The sequence below is a fragment of the Brevibacterium moorei genome (genome assembly GCF_024580735.1).
GTDB lineage: Bacteria > Actinomycetota > Actinomycetes > Actinomycetales > Brevibacteriaceae > Brevibacterium > Brevibacterium moorei.
Window position 1 is genome coordinate 32,898 of sequence record NZ_JANIJX010000016.1, and the last position, 17,388, is coordinate 50,285.

Sequence of the window (17,388 nt, forward strand, 5' to 3'; positions counted from 1 at the left end):
GGCCGACGGCGAATTCGGGATGGCGGTCACCTCTCCCTGGACATGGGAAAGCCGGTGCGGGAGGCGGCGGCGGTGGACGCGCCGGGCGCGGCCGCCCTGTTCCGGTTCTACGGGGAGGCGGTTGAGAAGCTCGAGGACATGATCCCGGCGACCCCGCCCGGTTCGACCGCGCTGGTCACCCGCGAACCGCTGGGCGTGATCGGCGTGATCGTGCCGTGGAACTATCCGCTGGAGATCCTGACGTGGAAGCTGGCCCCGGCTCTGGCCGCCGGCAACACCGTCGTCGTCAAGCCCTCGGTCGAATCCTCGCACTCCGCACTGCGGCTGGCGGACCTGACCGTCGAGGCGGGGTTCCCCGCCGGCGTCGTCAACGTCCTGCCGGGCCGCGGCTCGAAGGTGGGCAGCTCCCTGGCCATGCACCCCGACGTCGACATGCTGGCCTTCACCGGGTCGACGGAGGTCGCCAAACAGCTCCAGCGGTACGCGGGCGCCTCGAATATGAAAAGACTCGCCCTGGAAGCCGGCGGCAAGAGCTCCAATCTGGTGTTCGCCGACTGCGACGAACTGCGGGCCGCCGCGGCCCAGGCCGCCTTCGGCTGCTTCTACAACCAGGGCGAGGTCTGCTCGGCGAACTCGCGGATCTTCGTCGAGGCGCCGGTGTACCGGGAATTCCTCGAACTCCTCAAGGCCGAAGCCCTGAAGTTCGCCCCGGGGGATCCGCTGGACCCCGAATCCGGGACCGGCGCGCTGGTGTCGGCCCGCCACGCCGCACAGGTGTGGCGCAGCATCACCGCGGCGCGCGAGGCGGGCACGATCGTGGCCGGCGGCGCCCAGCCCACGATCAACGGAGTCCAGACCTTCATCGAACCGACCATCGTCACCGATGTGCCGGCGGACCACGAACTGCACCACCAAGAGGTCTTCGGCCCCGTTGTCGTCGTGGCGCCCTTCGACACGGAGGACGAGGCCGTGGCCAGGGCGAACAAGACTCCCTATGGCCTCGCGGCCTCGCTGTGGACCGGCAGCCTGGCGCGCGCCCACCGGGTATCGCGGCGGCTGGTGGCCGGGACCGTGTCGGTGAACACCGTCGACGCACTCGGTTTCACGACGCCCTTCGGCGGCTTCAAACAGTCCGGTTTCGGTCGGGATCTGTCCATCCACGCCCTGGAGAACTACACCGACCTCAAGACGACCTGGATGCAGTGGGGATAGGCGATAGACGCCATGTCGAATGCGAAGAGCAACGCCGCCGACAGTGCGAACGCTCCTGCAGCCGACCCCGGCCGGCTGCAGGAGCGGACCCCCAAGGGGATCTACACCCTGGCGGGCACCGAGATGTGGGAGCGCTTCAGCTTCTACGGCCTCGAGGTCATCCTGGCCTATTACATCTACTACACAGCCGGGCAGGGCGGCCTGGGCCTGCCGGATTCGGTCGCACTGGGCATTGCCGGGGCCTACGGCGGCGCCGTCTACCTGTTCCAGCCCGTGGGCGCCTGGCTGGCCGACCGGCTGATCCCCGCGCGCACCCTCGTGCTGATCGGCGGGATCGTGATCATGGCCGGGCACCTGAGCCTGGCGCTGCTGCCCGGCCTGGGCGGTCTGCTCACCGGTCTGCTGCTCATCGTGCTGGGCACCGGCGCGCTGTTCCCCAATCTCAACGCCATGGTCGGGGAACTGTACGATCGGCACTCGCGCAAACGCGATTTCGGTTACTCCCTGTACTACTCCGGAGTGTTGATCGGAGCTCTGTTCGGGCCGATCGTCACGGGGTTCCTCCAAGTCCACATGGGTTTCCACTGGGGTTTCTCCGCAGCGGCGCTGGGCATGCTGTTCGGATTGCTCCTCTACGTCGCCGGGGGCAAGCACCTGCCCGCTTCCTCCCGCCGTGTGCCCAATCCGGTGACCCGCGCCGGCCGCAGCAGGGCCGTGGCCGTCGCGGCGTGCATCCTGGTCGTGATCACGGTGCTGGTGGCCACCCGCGTGGTCACCATCGACAATGCGGACCTGTGGGTGATGGGGATCGTCAGCGCGGTCGTCCTCGTCTACTTCTTCGTGCTCTTCAGATCCACGAAGACCACGGCAGCGGAACGGCGCTCGCTCGTGGCCTTCGTGCCCGTCTTCATCGCCGGCGTCGTGTTCTGGGCCATGATCCTGCAGCTGTTCACGACCTTCGCGGTCTATGCCGACACCCGTGTGAACCTGGCGTTCGGAGCGATCTCGATCCCGGCCCCGTACATCAGCACATTCGAAGTGGTCGCCGGGATCATCGTGGGACCGTTACTGGGCCGGATCGGCGCCCGTCCGCGCGGCCCGAAGATCCACGACGGCACCAAGCTGGGCATCGGCATGGGGCTGATGACCGTGACCTTCGCATGGTTCGCAGTCCTCGGCCTGGGCAGTGGGCAGGTGTCGCTGCTCCCGGTCGTCGTGGGGATGATCATCATGGGCATCACCGAGGTGAGCTTCGCGCCGATCGGCATGTCCGCGGCCTCGCAGCTGGCGCCCAAGGCCTACACCGCGCAGACCATGGCGTTGTGGGGACTGGCCCTGGCACTGGGTTCGAGCCTCTCCGGTTTCATGGGACAGCTGTACAGCGCGATGAACGAGGTCGGATTCTTCTGGCTGAATGCCGGTGCCGCCCTCCTGTGCTCCGTGGCGCTGCTCCTGCTGGCTCCGCGTCTGACGAAGTTGGGCCTCGACTGAGGCCATGATGAAAGGACCCATTCGATGCAAGCGGCCGACCTGATCATCCACGACGCCACCATCCGGACAATGGACCCGGACGCTGTGCACAGTGATTCCGTCGCGGTGCGCGACGGGCGCATCGTGGCGCTTGGAGACAAGGACTGCCGGGGTCTGCGCGGACCCGGAACGGAGGTCCTCAACGCGCTGAGCGCCACTGTCGTCCCGGCCTTCCACGACGCCCACGCCCACCCGGTGACCGGCGGTCTGAACCGCCGGGGCTGCGGCCTGGACGAGGTGCACGGACTCGCCGCCTACCGGGAGAGGATTGCGGCACATGCGGCCAAACTGGACCGGGGCGAGTGGCTCGTCGGCTCGGGCTGGTACGGCGACGCCTTCCCCACCGGCTTCCCCACCCGGTGGGAACTGGACTCCGTGGTGCCGGATCGTCCGGCGGTCCTGACCAGCCACGACGGGCACGGCGTCTGGGTCAACTCGGAGGCACTGGCGCACGCCGGCGTGGATGCGCGGACCCCGGACCCGGATGGCGGACGCATCGTCCGCACACCGGACGGCGCGCCCAGTGGTCTGCTGCTGGAGAACGCCATGGACCTGGTGCTTGACCTGCTCCCGCGGACAGACACCGCCCAGGTCGAGGCCGCCATCCTGGAATCACAGGACTACTACCATTCGCTGGGCATCGCCGGCTGGCAGGACGCCGGGGTCGGCGCCATGCTGGGCGGCCCGGACACCTTCTCCGCATATACGAATCTGCAGAGCCGGGGAGCGCTGACCGCGCGGGTCACCGGGGCGCTGTGGTGGGACCGGGCGCTGGATTTCGACTCGCAGCTGGCCGGCATGGTGGAACGCCGGAGATTGGTGGCCGAGGCCGGCGGCGCCGCAGCGGCGGACAGCCTGGGCGGACTTTCGATGAGTGCGGTGAAGATCATGGTCGACGGGGTGTGCGAGAACCTCACGGGCGCCATGCTGACGCCCTATCGCGACCACGGCGAGGAACGCGGCATGACCATGTTCGACGAGGACGAGCTGGAACACATCGTGGCCGCCGCGGACGCCGAGGGGTTCGACGTGCACATCCACGCGGTGGGTGACAGGGCCGTGCACATGGCCACGAGCGCGTTGGTGCGGTTGGGGCGCGGAGGCGAGGACCGCAGGCACCAGATCGCCCACCTCGACATCGTGGACCACGCCGACCTGCCCCCGGATGGCGCGGAACAACATCATCGCAAACGTCTCGCCGCTGTGGGCGCGCAACGACTCGGTGCTGGTGGAGACCAAACTGCCGCTGCTGAGCGACGAACAAAGACAGTGGCACTTCGCCTTCGGCACCATGGCCCAGCACGGCATCCGGCTGGCCTTCGGCTCCGATTGGCCGGTCTCCAGCTCCGATCCGCTATGGGCCATCCACACCGCCGTCAACCGGACCGCGCCCCCGTACGATCCCCACGGCCAGGACGACTTGGCACAGTACGAACCGCTCCTACCCGCCGAGGCCCTCAGCCCGGAGCAGGCACTGCGGGCCGCCACCCTCGACGCGGCCCGCGCCAACCACACCGATCATCTGACCGGCAGCATCACCGTGGGGAAATCCGCCGACCTCGTGGTCCTCGACGGCGATCCGCTGGCGGTGGAGCCCGCGGGACTGGGCAGCATCGCGGTGGAGGCGACATTCGTCGCCGGAGAACCCGTGTACCGGCGGTAGACCGGAGGCGCGGCCGGCGCCCCGATACGAAACTCGACACAAGACGAAGGACTCACTGGAGAAGACAATGGCACAGCATTCACTTGGATTGACCGAAGACGCTATCCGGGCCAATACGGAGATCCTGGCCGATGCCGGGTACGTCACGGAATCGACCCGATTCACCCTGGTGGAGGAGGTGGAGCCGTCACTGGGCGGCGCCGCCGGCCCGGCGCAGGGCGCCCCGGGGGATACCGGAGGCGACGACCGGGAACAGTTGATCGCCACAACCCTGTTGGAGCGCGGCACCGGCGCCGTCACCGAGGTCGTGGCCTCGCTCGACACGCGCAGGGTCGTGTCCGCCCGGCAGGTCGACGTGGCCTCGGAAGGCCAGCCGCCCATCCTGCTCGAGGAGTTCGACCTGGCGGAGAAGCTAATCAGACAGGACGCGGGCTGGCGGGAGGCCATGCGCCGCCGCGGGGTCGAGGACGACGAGCGGGTCCGCGTGTGTGCGCTCAGCGCCGGATGCTTCGACATCCCGGGGGAGGAGGGCCGCCGGCTGGTGCGCGGCAGTTCCTTCGTGCAGTCCGATCCGCAGGACAACGCCTGGGCCCATCCGGTGGAGGGCCTGGTGGCCTACCTCGACCTCAACTCCGGCGAGGTGGTTCAGCTGGTGGAGACCGATATCGTGTCGATCCCCGCCAAACGGTTCGACTTCCATCTGGACTCGTGGCTGCCGGAGCCGCGCACCAGCCAACGGCCGATCGTGATCACCCAGCCGGAAGGAGTGAGCTTCTCCCTGGAGGACGGGGTGCTCGAATGGGAGAAATGGCGCCTGGCCCTGGACTTCAACCAGGTGGAGGGCCTGGTGCTGCGCGACATCTCGTTCGAGGACAACGGCAGGCGCCGTGGCATCGTCAAGCGCGCCTCGGTCGCCGAGATGGTGGTGCCCTACGGCGACCCCAGCCCCGTGAGGTTCTGGCAGAACTACTTCGACGCGGGTGAGTACTCACTGGGCAAATCGGCGAATTCGCTGGAACTGGGCTGCGACTGCCTGGGGGAGATCGTCTACGCCGACGCCGTGCTGGCCGATGACGACGGAGCGCCGTCGCGAATCGTCAACGCAGTGTGCATGCACGAAGAGGACTCCGGCATCCTGTGGAAGCACACCGATGAGTACACCGGCTCCACCGACGTGCGCCGCCAGCGCAGGATGGTCATCTCCTTCTTCATCACGGTCGGCAACTACGACTACGGCTTCTACTGGTACCTGTACCTGGGCGGCACGATCCAGCTGGAGTGCAAGGCCACCGGCGTCGTGTACACGGCCGCTTACGCCCAGCACCCCAACGACTATTCGACGCAGTACTTCCACGAGGGAGTCGGCGCGCCCTTCCGCCAGCACCTGTTCTCCGCCCGCCTGGTGCTGGACGTCGACGGCCCCGTGAACGCGGTGGAGGAGGCCCAGGTCAAACGCCTGTCTGCCGGACCGGAGAACCCCTACGGGAACGCCTTCACCCGCATGGTTCGCCGGCTGCACACGGAGAAGGAGGGCATCCGCGACGCCCTGCCGACGGAGGGCCGGGTATGGCGCGTGGTCAATCCGGAGCGGTTGAACGCGCACGGCGCCCCCGTCGCCTACGAGCTCTTCGCCGAGGGCACTCCCTGCCTGTTGGCCGACGAATCGTCCTCGATCGCGCGGCGCGCATCCTTGGCCAAGCACCATCTGTGGGTCACGCAGTACGCCGACGCCGAACGGTTCCCGTCGGGCCAGTACGTCAACCAGAACCCTGGCAACGGGGCCCTCGAGGACTGGGTGGAACAGGACCGGTCGATCGAAGGCGAGCGCGTCGTGTTGTGGCACACCTTCGGCCTGACGCATTTCCCCAGGTCAGAGGACTGGCCGATCATGCCGGTGGACCTGGCCGGGTTCACGATGAAGCCCTCGGGGTTCTTCGACGTCAATCCGACGCTTGACGTGCCCCGTCCCATGCACGGCGGCGGGTGTGGAGAGGAGCACTGCGGCTGCGGCGAGTAGCCGGTCCGGCGCGCGGACAGGTTTGGGCTGTTTGTTTCAGATTGGGCCGTACGTACGGCCCAATCTGAAATAGACCGCCCGAACTTGCTGTGGGCGTGGCTGTGGGTGCTGCTAGGGTGGGGCACATGAAGATGCGCGCGTGAACACACGTCCCCGTCCCTGACTCCACCCGGACCGGCCGCATTTCGCCGCGCTCGCCGGGAGAAACGCGAGTATCTTCATGCCAACCCATCATTCACACACCCCCGCCAAGCCCTCCATCACCCTGGTCGATCTGAGCTTCGACTGGCCCGACGGCACCCCGGCGCTGACCGGCCTGTCCGGCACCTTCACCCCCGGCCGCACCGGCCTGGTGGGGCGCAACGGATCCGGCAAATCCACACTGCTGCGCCTGATCGCCGGCCTCCTGACTCCCACCAGAGGTCATATCGAGACCACGGGCGAGGTCGGTTATCTGCCGCAGACCCTGACCCTGGAGGCCACGACCACCATCGCGGATCTGCTGGGCGTGGCCGGAACCGTGGCGGCCCTGCGCGCGATCGAAGCCGGGGATGTGGCCCAGGAACACTTCGATGCGGTGGGCGACGACTGGGACATCGAGGCCCGCGCCGCCGCTGCCCTGGAGCGGATCGGCCTGCCCGGTATCGAACTGGACCGCCGGGTCGTCGAACTCTCCGGCGGCGAGGCCATGCTCACCGCCGTGACGGGCCTGCGGCTGCGCGGCACCCCCATCACCCTGCTCGATGAGCCGACGAACAATCTGGACCGCTCCGCCCGCGCCCGCCTGTCCGGACTGATCGACGACTGGCCCGGCACCCTGGTGGTCGTCAGCCATGACCTCGAACTGCTCGAACGCATGGACGTCACGGCCGAACTGCACGACGGTCGGCTGGAGACCTTCGGCGGACCCTACAGTGCCTGGCGCGCCCACCTGGAGAACGAACAGGCAGCGGCAGAGCAGGCCGCCCGGACCGCCGACCAAGCGCTCAAGGTGGAGAAGCGCCAGCAGATCGAATCCCAGACCAAGCTGGCCCGTCGCGAGCGCACCGGTCGGAGGGCCCAGCGCGAGGGCGGCCTGCCGAAGATCGTGGCGGGGACTCTGGCGCGCAAGGCGCAGAATTCCGCGGCGGGTCTGCGCGCCGTGCACGAGGACAAGGTGCGGTCAGCGCAGGCTGCTGTCGATGCCGCCGACGCCCGAGTGCGCGAGGACGAACACATCCGTCTGGATCTGCCGGATCCGGCGGTGCCGCGCTCGCGCCGTCTGCTGGAATTGACGGACGGGGTCACCGAGGTCGTGCTGCAGGGGCCGGAGCGTCTGGCCCTGGTCGGCGGGAACGGCACAGGCAAGTCGACGTTGGTCGCCCGCCTGCTGGCCGGTACGGCAGCGGATCCGGCGCAGGTCGAGCCCGCGGGGGCCTCGGCCGGAGGAACCGGACACGGTGCCGGCGCTGTGGCCGGCCGTCCCGGCGGTCGGCTGTTGACCGAGCGGGTGGGCTACCTGCCGCAGCGCCTCGACGGGCTCGACGATGAGGCGAGCGCGATGGACAATGTCAGGGCGGTGGCCCCCGCCTTGCCCGCCGGCGAGGTCCGCAACCGTCTGGCGCGCCTGCTGTTGCGCGGGGATACGGTGGACCGCCCGGTGTCCACCCTGTCCGGCGGCGAGCGCTTCCGCGTGTGCATCGCCCGCCTGCTGTTGGCCGATCCTCCTGCGCAGCTGCTGATCCTGGACGAGCCGACGAACAATCTGGACATCGCCAGCGTCGAACAGCTGGCCGAGGCGCTCGACGCCTATCGCGGCGCGCTGCTGGTGATCAGCCACGACCATCCGTTCCTGCGCCGGATCGGCATCGATGCGGTGGTCGAGCTCGATGCGGTCGGCCGGCTGCACCGCAGGGCCGAGCTGCCGGACTGACCGGACCGAGCCGGGGCTCGCACTATCATCGACTCATGGAGACACCGCAGGAGACCCCGATGGAGCGGCCGCCGGCCCTGACAGCCTCCCAGATCCGCCGGCGTCTGGACTTCCTCACCGTCCTGGCGTACGGACTGATGGAATCGGGCCAGACCAGTTCGCAGGTCGAGCCGGTGGTGCGGCGCACCGCCGTGGCGCTGGGCGTGGACAATCTGGGTTTCAACGCCTTCGGGCGGATTCTGCTGATCGATACGACGCGCGGCGACGGGTCGACCAGTTCTGTGTCGGGTGCTGCCCGCGGGCTGGACATGATCGACTGCACCAGGGCCCGCGCCCTGCAGGACGTGGCGATGGGGCTGGTACAGGCGGCGACCTCGGCCGATACGGCGGAGCTCGCGGTCGAAGCGCGCCTGGATGCGGCCAAGGACAGGGTGGACCGGCTGCGTGAGTCCGCCACCCCATGGTGGCTGTCCATGGGCGGACTGACCATGCTGGCCTTCTTCATCAGCATGCAGGTGGGGGTCTCCTGGCAGGCCTGGGTGTCCGCCGCACTGGTGCAGTTGGCCTCGTCTCTGATGGGTGCGGCCACCGGTGCGGTGCGCATGCCGAAGCTCTTCGCCACCGCCGTGCAGGGCTGCACCTCGGGGGCGCTGGCCACGGTCCTGGTGCTCGTGGGCTTCGTCGACCCGGTGGGCGCGGCCGCCGCGATCGCGGTGAGCTGGCTGATCCTGGTGCCGCTGCCGCAGGTCATCGGGGCGGTCTCCGATGCGATCGCCTCCGACTTCGTCTCCGCCATGACGCGCACTGCGAGCCTGCTGGTCGCGGTGATTTCCCTGACGATAGCCGGGGCCTTCACCTTCATGCTGGGGGAGGTGCTGCACATGGAGCATCCGCGCCTGGACGAGCTGCCGTCCTTCCCCTGGTACCTGGTGCTGGTGTTCTGCGCGCTGGGCGCGGTGGCCAACGCCTTCGCCAATGGCGGCCGACTGCCACTGGTGCTGCCGGCGGCCGGCCTGGGCCTGGTGACGGGTGCGGTCAACCAGGCGCTGCTGATCGGGGCGGGGCTGCCCACCCTGTGGGCGAACTCCCTGGCCGCGGTGGTGCTGGGGGCTTTGGCCGCATTCTATGCGGTCCGCTCCGGCTATCCGCAACAAGTGCTGGCGCTCATGGGCTTCACCGGCGCGTTGATGCCCGGCATCCCGGTGTTCTTCGGGATCCTGCAACTGATGGGAGGGGGCCAGGGCATGTCCTCCTTCGCCGAGGCCGCCGCGATCTGCGTGGGCATCGGCACCGGGGTGGGACTGGGCGCCTACCCCGTCGACGTGGTGCGCAGGCACCGGCGCGGGACCGACGCCTGGCTGCACCGCTTCGGCGCCCGGGCGTAGGGATCGCCGCGGTGGTCGGCCTCGTGCGCCACCAATCGCCGACCCTCCGCAATGCGTGTGCGGGCACCGGATTACAGTGGACGGGTGCCCGGGGGAGTCCGCGGGCGCATGATCGAATCCACCTGCACGCCGATCGGAAGGTCGAAACATGACGCATCGTTTGAGCACGGCAATCCTCCGGGGCCTGTCCGGGGCCTCCATCCTCAACGCCGGAATCGAGAAGCTCAGCCTGGACGACGGCAGCGCCGGCTTCCTCAAGGGCATGGCCGCCAAGGGCTTCCCCTTCCTGGACCAGCTCGATGACAAGGCCTTCGGCAAGCTGTTGGCCGCCGGTGAGATCGCCGTGGGCGGTGCGCTGCTCGCCCCGTTCGTGCCCAACCGGGTGGCCGGTGCCGGCCTGGCGATCTTCAGCGCCGGCATGCTGACCATGTACTTCCGCACCGAGGACTTCACCAAGGACGACGGCGTGCGCCCCGCCGGCGATGGCGTCTCCGTATCCCATAACGCCTGGCTCGCCGCGATCGCCGGAGCCCTGCTGGTCGAGGGCAAGTCCAAGTCCGCGCGCTGAGGTCGGCGGTCAGCCCAGCTCCACCATCGCCACGCCGCAGATGATCAGGCCGATTCCTGCCAGCATGCGGCGGGTCAGGGGATCACGCCAGAGCAGGCGTGAGAGCAGTGCGACGCTGACGATGCCCAGGGCCGACCACATTCCGTAGGCCACGCCCAAGGGCATCCCGGCGTCCAGGGTCAGCCGGAGGCAGCCGAAGGCCGCGGCGTAGCCCAGGCCGATCGGTATGAACCGCCACTTGCTGCGGCGCTTGTCACTGTCCTGGCCGATGCGCAGGCCCAGTGTCGCCGCGACCTCGCAGCAGACCGAGGCGAGTAGCCAGACCCAGCTCATGTTCCCTCCCGCCTGTGGTTCTCATCACCGCTCGCAGCATCATGATCAGCATCGTGCCCGGCACCATGATCAGCACTGAAATCGGCACCGAGATCGGTGCTGAGATCGACCATGTCATCGACCACGTCGTCGAGCGCGGTCTCCCAGTCCTTGGTTTCGGATTCGCCGGATCCGGTTTCCACCAGGACGACGCCCACGACTGTCAGCCCGATTCCAACCATGGCCGGTGGGCTGAGGGACTCTGCGAATACGACGGTGCTCAGCAGGGCGACGAGCACAACCCCGGCCGCCGCCCACGTTCCGTATACGACGGTGAGCCCGAGGCCGGTGCGCAGGCTCCGGGCGATGAGAGTGAACGCCAGGACATAGGCGACGATGACTACCGCGATCCAGGCGGCGTGCTCGGAGCTGGCCCGCAGTGCCAGGGTGCCGACGACTTCGGCGGCGATCGCCGCGCACAGGAACAGCCAGGACTTCATCAGCCGTGCTCGTCCTCCGCTGCCCGTGCACGATCCACCAGCTCCAAAGCGTGGGAGCGCACGGAGTCGAGTTCCGCCGCGGGGAACATGCCGGTGGCCTCGGACATCCACGCGCCGTCGGCACAGAAGCGCGCGGTGGTGAGCCATGCCCGGGCGGGGGCGGACACCCCGGCCGTGGAGAACCAGGGATTCAGCCGGTCGTGCCAGACATGTGACAGCGCTGGATGGTAGAGGGCATCGGAGAAGATCCAGTAGTCGGCTCGCGACACCCGGGCCGAGGTCGCGACCCGCACATAGCCGCGGTATCGGGCGAATACGCTGAACTCCGCGGGTTCCCCCGCCGGCTCCGGATCGTGTCCCGGTGCTCCGGCGCAGCCCGAATCCCCCGTCCCGTCCGAGGCCTCCACCGCGGCTTGCGTACAGGCGGCGGAGATCATCTGCGCCCAGTTCGCCGCGGCCGCGTCGACCAGGCCGGTGATCAGGGCCTCTTTAGTCGGGAAGTGGTACAGCAGTCCCGGTTTGGTCAGCCCGGCACGCTTGGCCACGGCCTCCAGCGAGATGGTCACGCCCTGAATTGAACGGTTGTCCTGGGCGATCTGCTTGGCGGCCTGGAGGATGCGCCGACGGGTGTCGGTCGGATGCGCGGAACTCATACTTCGACACTTTACCATCCGGTAGGTAAAGTAGGGGGCGTAGCTGGCGAACCTCAGGGGGTGCCCCATAGGATGAAGGGGACTTGTGAAGGCAACTTGATGTAATCGACTCGTCGTCCATAAGGAAGTAGGCCGTGTTTTGACAGAAGCAGCCCCGAGTTCTCAGAGGCCCGGACCGCAAGAGGACCAAGAGGACGGAGCCAAGCCCTCATCGGGCACCTCTGCCGTCAACTGGCCGGTCTTCATTGGGGCGGCGGTCATCATGGTCGCCTTCGCCCTGTGGGCGATGCTCCTGCCCGAACAGGCGGAGACCGTGATCTTCGGTGCGATGGACTGGGTCGCCACGAACTTCGGCTGGTACTACGTACTCACGGCCAGCATCGTCGTGGTCTTCGTCATCGTCGTCGCCTGCTCCCGGGTGGGACGGACCCGGCTGGGCCCCGACCACTCCCGTCCCCACTTCAATATGTTCACCTGGTCGGCGATGCTGTTCGCCGCCGGCATCGGCGTGGACCTCATGTTCTTCGGCATCTCCGGACCCGCCACGAACTACCTGACCCCGCCGGACGTGGCGCCGGAGTCCGATGCCGCGGCCAAGTGGGCACCGGTGTGGACGGTATTCCACTACGGCATCCCCGGCTGGGCGATGTACGCGCTGATGGGCATGGCCTTCGGCCTGTTCGCCTACCGCTATCACCTGCCCCTGAGCATCCGTTCGGCCCTGGCCCCCATCTTCGGCAAGCGCGTCAAGGGCACCGTTGGCCATGTGGCCGAAATCGCCTCGACCATCGGCACCGTCTTCGGCATCTCCGTGTCCCTGGGCATCGGCGTGGTCTTCCTCAACTACGGCCTGTCGGCGATCTTCGGGATCCCGCAGTCCATCGGCGTGCAGATCGCCCTGATGGCTCTGGCCGTGTTCATCACGATCCTGTCCACCGTCTCCGGCGTGGACAAGGGCATCCGACGGCTGTCGGAACTCAACGTCTACCTGGCCGTGGCCCTCATGCTGTGGGTGCTGTTCTCCGGCAACACCCACGAATTGCTGAATGCCCTGGTGCAGAACGTGGGCGACTTCTTCGCCGGCTTCGCCTCGATGATGATGAATACCTTCGCCCAGACCAGCGGGACGGAGGGCTACCCGGCCGAACAGTGGATGAAGGACTGGACCCTGTTCTTCTGGGCCTGGTGGATCGCCTGGGCGCCTTTCGTCAGCCTGTTCCTGGCCCGGATCTCCCGCGGGCGCACCCTGCGCCAGTTCGTCATCGGCGTGCTGCTCATCCCGTTCGCCTTCATCATGCTGTGGGTGTCGATCTTCGGCAATGCCGCGCTGAGCTTCTTCCGCGACCCGAACAGCGACGGGGGCTTCCTGGATCAGGCGATCAACCTGCCCGAATCCGGTTTCTTCACGCTGCTCGAACAGTATCCGGGCTCCACCTTCACGATCGCGCTGGCGGTCATCACCGGGCTGTTCTTCTACGTGACATCTGCCGATTCCGGTTCGTTGGTGATGGCGAATATGACGTCGAAGTCGTTGTCGACCGATGATGACGGCCCCCGCTGGCTGCGCATCGTGTGGGCGGTCATCACCGGCGGCCTGACACTGTCGATGCTGTTCATCGACGGCGTTTACACTCTGCAGGCGGCCACCGTGATGGTGGGCCTGCCGCTGTCGATTCTCGTGTACCTCGTCATGTACAGCCTGTACAAGGTGTTGCGGCGCGAGCGCATGGTGCTCGACGCCAGGGCGGAATCGCTGCCGGACATCCTGTCCTCGCGGGCCGACGCCGGTCGCGACCCACGCCGGAACTGGCGCCAGCGCCTGGGCCGGCGGATGAACTACACCTCGGCAGCCCAGGCCAAGCGCTTCGTGGAGACCGTGGCCGCACCCGCCCTGGAAGAGGTCGCCGCCGAAATGGAGCGCAACGGCGCCGATGTCAGCTGTGAGCGCGGCGAGCATCCGGATTATCCGATCCCGTACACCGACCTGGTGGTCACCTTCAGCAACGGCGAGCACTTCAAATACGAGGCATACCCCGTGGCCTATCCGGTGCCCAGCTTCGCGGTCAACGTGCGCACGGTCAACGATGTGTACTTCAAGCTCGAGGTGTTCTCCTCCACCGGTTCGCGGGGCCGGGACATCATGGGCTACACGAAGGAGCAGATCATCTCCGATGTGCTCGATGGCTACGACGCCAGGGTGATGTACCTGTCCAGCCTCGACAGCGCATCGGACACCGGCCCGATCGACGGCCCGGCGCCCGAACAGTGGGACGACGTCGATCAGATCGAGGCGGAGAACCTGGCCGACCAGGTCGCGGAGTCGATCGTCGAGGCCAAGGACGCCCTGGAACCGGCCGCCGGCCCGCGCCCGCCGCAGCCGGAGGACCTCGGGGGCACGGGGGACCGGCGGGCAGCCGCCCGGCCCGTGAACCCCCGCCAACTACTCACAGAGACCGAGCCCGCTGCCCGGCGCTCGAAGGAGAACTCGAATGGGACGGAACCCGAAGAAGGAGAACGATGACTGAGCAGACTAACGGCGTGGCGACGCTGTACATCGACGGCGCATGGGTGCCGGCGGCCGACGGGGCGACGCGCACCATCCACTGCCCCGCGGATGGTTCCACGGTCGGCGTGGTGTCCGAGGCCTCGGCGGCGGATACCGAACGCGCCATCGCCGCCGCCCGGCGGGCCTTCGACGCAGGCCAGTGGTCGGCCACGCCGGCCGCCCAGCGCGGCGACCTGCTGCTGGCGGTCGCGGATGCGATGAAGGAGCGCAAGGACGAATTCGCCCGTGCCGAGGCCCTGGACACCGGTAAGCGCCTGGTCGAGGCCGAAGGCGATATGGACGACATCATGGGCTGCTTCCGGTTCTTCGGCAAGATCGCCGATCAGCATCCGGGCCGGCTGGTCGACACGGGCGATCCCACGGTGATCTCCCGGGTCGTCAACGAGCCGGTGGGCGTGTGCGGGATGATCACCCCGTGGAACTTCCCGCTGCTGCAGGCCTCCTGGAAGATCGCCCCGGCCATCGCCGCCGGTGATACCTTCATCCTCAAACCGGCGGAGCTGACCCCGCACACCGCGATCCTCATCATGGACGTGCTCGACAAGCTGGGCCTGCCCGCCGGTGTCGGCAACCTGGTGCTCGGCGCCGGCGCCACCGCGGGCGCGCCCCTGTCCAGCCACCCGGATGTGGACCTGGTGTCGTTCACCGGTGGGCTGGTCACCGGGCGCACGATCGCCCAGTCGGCGGCGCAGACCATCAAGAAGGTCGCGCTGGAGCTGGGCGGGAAGAACCCGAACGTGGTCTTCGCCGATGCCGACTTCGACGCGGCGGTGGACAATGCGCTCAACGCGGGCTTCCTGGACTCCGGCCTGGTGTGTTCGGCCGGCACCCGGTTGATCGTGCAGGACACGATCGCCGAGCGCTTCGTCGACGAACTGGTCCGCAGGGCCGCGGACATCCGCCTGGGTGGGCCCTTCGACGAGGCCGCGCAGACCGGCCCGCTGATCTCCGAGGCACACCGGAACAAGGTCACCGACTATGTGGAGCGCGGCGTGGCCGCCGGCGCCCGCCTGCGCGTGGGCGGATCCTGGGGCGGCGACGAACTCAAGGACGGCTTCTTCTACACGCCGACCGTGCTCGATCAGTGCGATTGGGACAATCCCGCAGTGGTCGAGGAGGGCTTCGGCCCGGTCATCACGGTCGAGACCTTCTCCACGGAGGCCGAGGCCGTCGAGATCGCCAACCACACCGAATACGGTCTGGCCGGTGCCGTGTGGACCTCGGATTCCGGGACGGCGAACCGGGTGTCGCGGGCCCTGCGCCACGGCACGATCTGGATCAACGACTACCACCCCTATGTGCCGCAGGCCGAATGGGGCGGTTTCAAGAACTCGGGCATCGGCCGGGAGCTGGGGCCCAGCGGCCTGGGCGAATACGTCGAGGCCAAGCACATTTACGAGAACACCGAACCGGCCGTGAGCGGTTGGTTCCCGCAGCAGAACGGAGAGTGACATATGACTGAGACCAACGACTCGCGCGACTCATACGACTACATCGTGATCGGTGGCGGCTCGTCGGGTGCCGCGGTGGCGGCCCGGCTCAGCGAGGATCCGAACATCACCGTCGCCCTGCTCGAAGCCGGCCCCACGGATGTGGACAAGGCCGAGGTGCTGACCCTGAACCGCTGGCCCGAACTCCTGGAGTCCGGCTTCGATTGGGACTACCCGATCGAACCGCAGACCAACGGCAACTCCTTCATGCGCCACGCCCGCGCGAAGGTGCTGGGAGGGTGTTCATCGCACAACTCCTGCATCGCCTTCCACACCCCGGCCGAGGACCTGGACTACTGGGAGTCCCTGGGCTGCACCGGCTGGTCGGCCGCCGAGGTCAGGCCCCTGCTCAAGCGCCTGGAGTCCAATGACCGTCCGGGCGAGGGCCATGGCCACGACGGCCCCGTCGAACTCATGTCGGTTCCGCCGGAGGACCAGGTGGGCGTTGCGGTGCTGGACGCCTGCGAAGAAGCCGGGATCCCGCGTGAGCTGTTCAACGAGGGACGCACGGTCAGCCACGGCGCGAACTTCTTCCAGATCAACTCGAAGGCCGACGGCACCCGCGCCTCATCCTCGGTGTCCTATCTGCACCCGATCCTGGACCGGGAGAATCTGGACATCCTGACCGATCGCCAGGTCACCCGGCTGATCTTCGAACAGGGACCCGAGGGCCCGCGCGCCACCGGCGTCGAGTTCGTGGACAACCCCTTCCACCGCTCGTCCCGCTTGCACGCCACCCGCGAGGTCATCCTGTCCGCCGGTGCCATCGGCACCCCGCAGCTGCTCATGCTCTCCGGGATCGGCCCTGCCGATCACCTGGGCGAACTGGGCCTGGACGTGCTGGTCGATGCGCCCGGGGTGGGCTCGAACCTGCGCGATCACCCCGAAGCGGTGATCTCCTGGGAGTCCCAGGTCCCGATGACCAGGGACGCCACCCAGTGGTGGGAGATCGGCATCTTCACGAAGGTCGACCAGGACGGCGCAGACGGCACCGGACTGCCGGACCTGATGATGCACTACGGCTGCGTGCCCTTCGATATGCACACCCGCCGCTACGGCTACCCGAGTGCGGAAGAGGCCTTCGCGCTGACGCCCAACATCACCCATGCGAAGTCCACGGGCACGGTCCGGCTGCGCTCGATTGACTACCGCGACAAGCCGATGGTGGATCCGAAGTACTTCACCGATCCCGAGGGCTACGATATGCGGATCGCCGTCGAGGGCATCAAACTGGCGCGCAAGATCATAGCCGAACCGGCGATGGCGCAGTACGCCGGGCGGGAACTGTTCCCCGGGGTCCAGACGCAGTCGGACGAGGACATCGCCGAATACGTGTCCAAGACCCACAACACCGTCTACCACCCGGCCGGCACCTGCAAGATGGGCGCCGCCGACGATCCGATGGCACCGTTGACCCCGGATCTCAAGGTCAAGGGCGTGGCGGGCCTGCGCGTGGTCGACGCCTCGGTGATGCCGCAGCTGACCGCCGTCAACCCGAACATCACATGCATGCTGATCGGGGAGAAGGCCTCCGATCTGATCAAAGCGGAGCAGTGATCGCAACGGTGCGCTGACCGGTC

General features: G+C 67.9%; 12 protein-coding genes and 1 pseudogene. 10 read left to right on the forward strand and 3 right to left on the reverse strand.

The features are described 5' to 3' along the window. Nucleotides 1–42: 42 nt before the first annotated feature. From NQ034_RS11145 to NQ034_RS11175, 7 genes and pseudogenes are all read left to right on the forward strand, one after another. On the forward strand, nt 43–1,212 hold the full coding sequence (locus NQ034_RS11145) for an aldehyde dehydrogenase family protein (protein ID WP_257048913.1): 1,170 nt from the start codon (nt 43–45) through the stop codon (nt 1,210–1,212). Nucleotides 1,213–1,224: 12 nt separating this feature from the next. Continuing rightward, a complete protein-coding gene (locus NQ034_RS11150; protein WP_257048915.1) occupies nt 1,225–2,703 on the forward strand; it encodes a peptide MFS transporter in 1,479 nt (492 codons plus the stop codon). Nucleotides 2,704–2,772: 69 nt separating this feature from the next. Next, nucleotides 2,773–4,405: pseudogene (locus NQ034_RS11155) on the forward strand (amidohydrolase). Nucleotides 4,406–4,472: 67 nt separating this feature from the next. Beyond that, complete coding sequence (locus NQ034_RS11160; protein WP_257048916.1) at nt 4,473–6,422, forward strand: primary-amine oxidase; 1,950 nt, start codon at nt 4,473–4,475, stop codon at nt 6,420–6,422. Nucleotides 6,423–6,642: 220 nt separating this feature from the next. Then, a complete protein-coding gene (locus tag NQ034_RS11165) occupies nt 6,643–8,334 on the forward strand; it encodes an ATP-binding cassette domain-containing protein (protein WP_257048917.1) in 1,692 nt (563 codons plus the stop codon). Nucleotides 8,335–8,369: 35 nt separating this feature from the next. Beyond that, the gene (locus tag NQ034_RS11170; RefSeq protein ID WP_257048918.1) at nt 8,370–9,719 is read left to right on the forward strand and encodes a threonine/serine exporter family protein; all 1,350 of its coding nucleotides are present in this window, start codon (nt 8,370–8,372) and stop codon (nt 9,717–9,719) included. A 148-nt stretch (nt 9,720–9,867) separates the two neighbouring features. Further along, nucleotides 9,868–10,287, forward strand: coding sequence for a hypothetical protein (locus NQ034_RS11175; protein ID WP_257048919.1), 420 nt, complete (start codon nt 9,868–9,870; stop codon nt 10,285–10,287). Nucleotides 10,288–10,296: 9 nt separating this feature from the next. Here the strand turns inward: NQ034_RS11175 and NQ034_RS11180 are convergent, their stop codons facing one another. The 3 genes from NQ034_RS11180 to NQ034_RS11190 are packed head-to-tail and all read right to left on the reverse strand — an operon-like array spanning nt 10,297 to nt 11,752. Then, entirely contained in the window at nt 10,297–10,620 is a 324-nt protein-coding gene (locus tag NQ034_RS11180; protein WP_257048920.1) for a DMT family transporter, read from the reverse strand. Continuing rightward, complete coding sequence (locus NQ034_RS11185; RefSeq protein ID WP_257048921.1) at nt 10,617–11,099, reverse strand: DMT family transporter; 483 nt, start codon at nt 11,097–11,099, stop codon at nt 10,617–10,619. The genes NQ034_RS11180 and NQ034_RS11185 overlap by 4 nt, the downstream gene beginning before the upstream one ends. Next, nucleotides 11,099–11,752: a TetR/AcrR family transcriptional regulator gene (locus tag NQ034_RS11190; protein ID WP_306428258.1), complete on the reverse strand. Its 654-nt coding sequence runs from the start codon at nt 11,750–11,752 to the stop codon at nt 11,099–11,101. Before NQ034_RS11190 ends, NQ034_RS11185 begins: the two co-directional genes overlap by 1 nt. A 139-nt stretch (nt 11,753–11,891) precedes the next feature. On the opposite strand from NQ034_RS11190, the gene betT reads away from it, so the two are divergent. The 3 genes from betT to NQ034_RS11210 are packed head-to-tail and all read left to right on the forward strand — an operon-like array spanning nt 11,892 to nt 17,365. Further along, the gene (gene betT, locus NQ034_RS11200; protein WP_257048922.1) at nt 11,892–14,273 is read left to right on the forward strand and encodes a choline BCCT transporter BetT; all 2,382 of its coding nucleotides are present in this window, start codon (nt 11,892–11,894) and stop codon (nt 14,271–14,273) included. Then, nucleotides 14,270–15,769 (forward strand): aldehyde dehydrogenase family protein, encoded by a 1,500-nt coding sequence (locus tag NQ034_RS11205; RefSeq protein ID WP_257048923.1) that lies wholly within the window; start codon nt 14,270–14,272, stop codon nt 15,767–15,769. The genes betT and NQ034_RS11205 overlap by 4 nt, the downstream gene beginning before the upstream one ends. Nucleotides 15,770–15,772: 3 nt before the next feature. Further along, nucleotides 15,773–17,365 carry a GMC family oxidoreductase gene (locus NQ034_RS11210; RefSeq protein ID WP_257048924.1) on the forward strand — a complete coding sequence of 531 codons (1,593 nt, stop codon included), beginning with the start codon at nt 15,773–15,775 and terminating at the stop codon, nt 17,363–17,365. Nucleotides 17,366–17,388 lie beyond the last annotated feature (23 nt).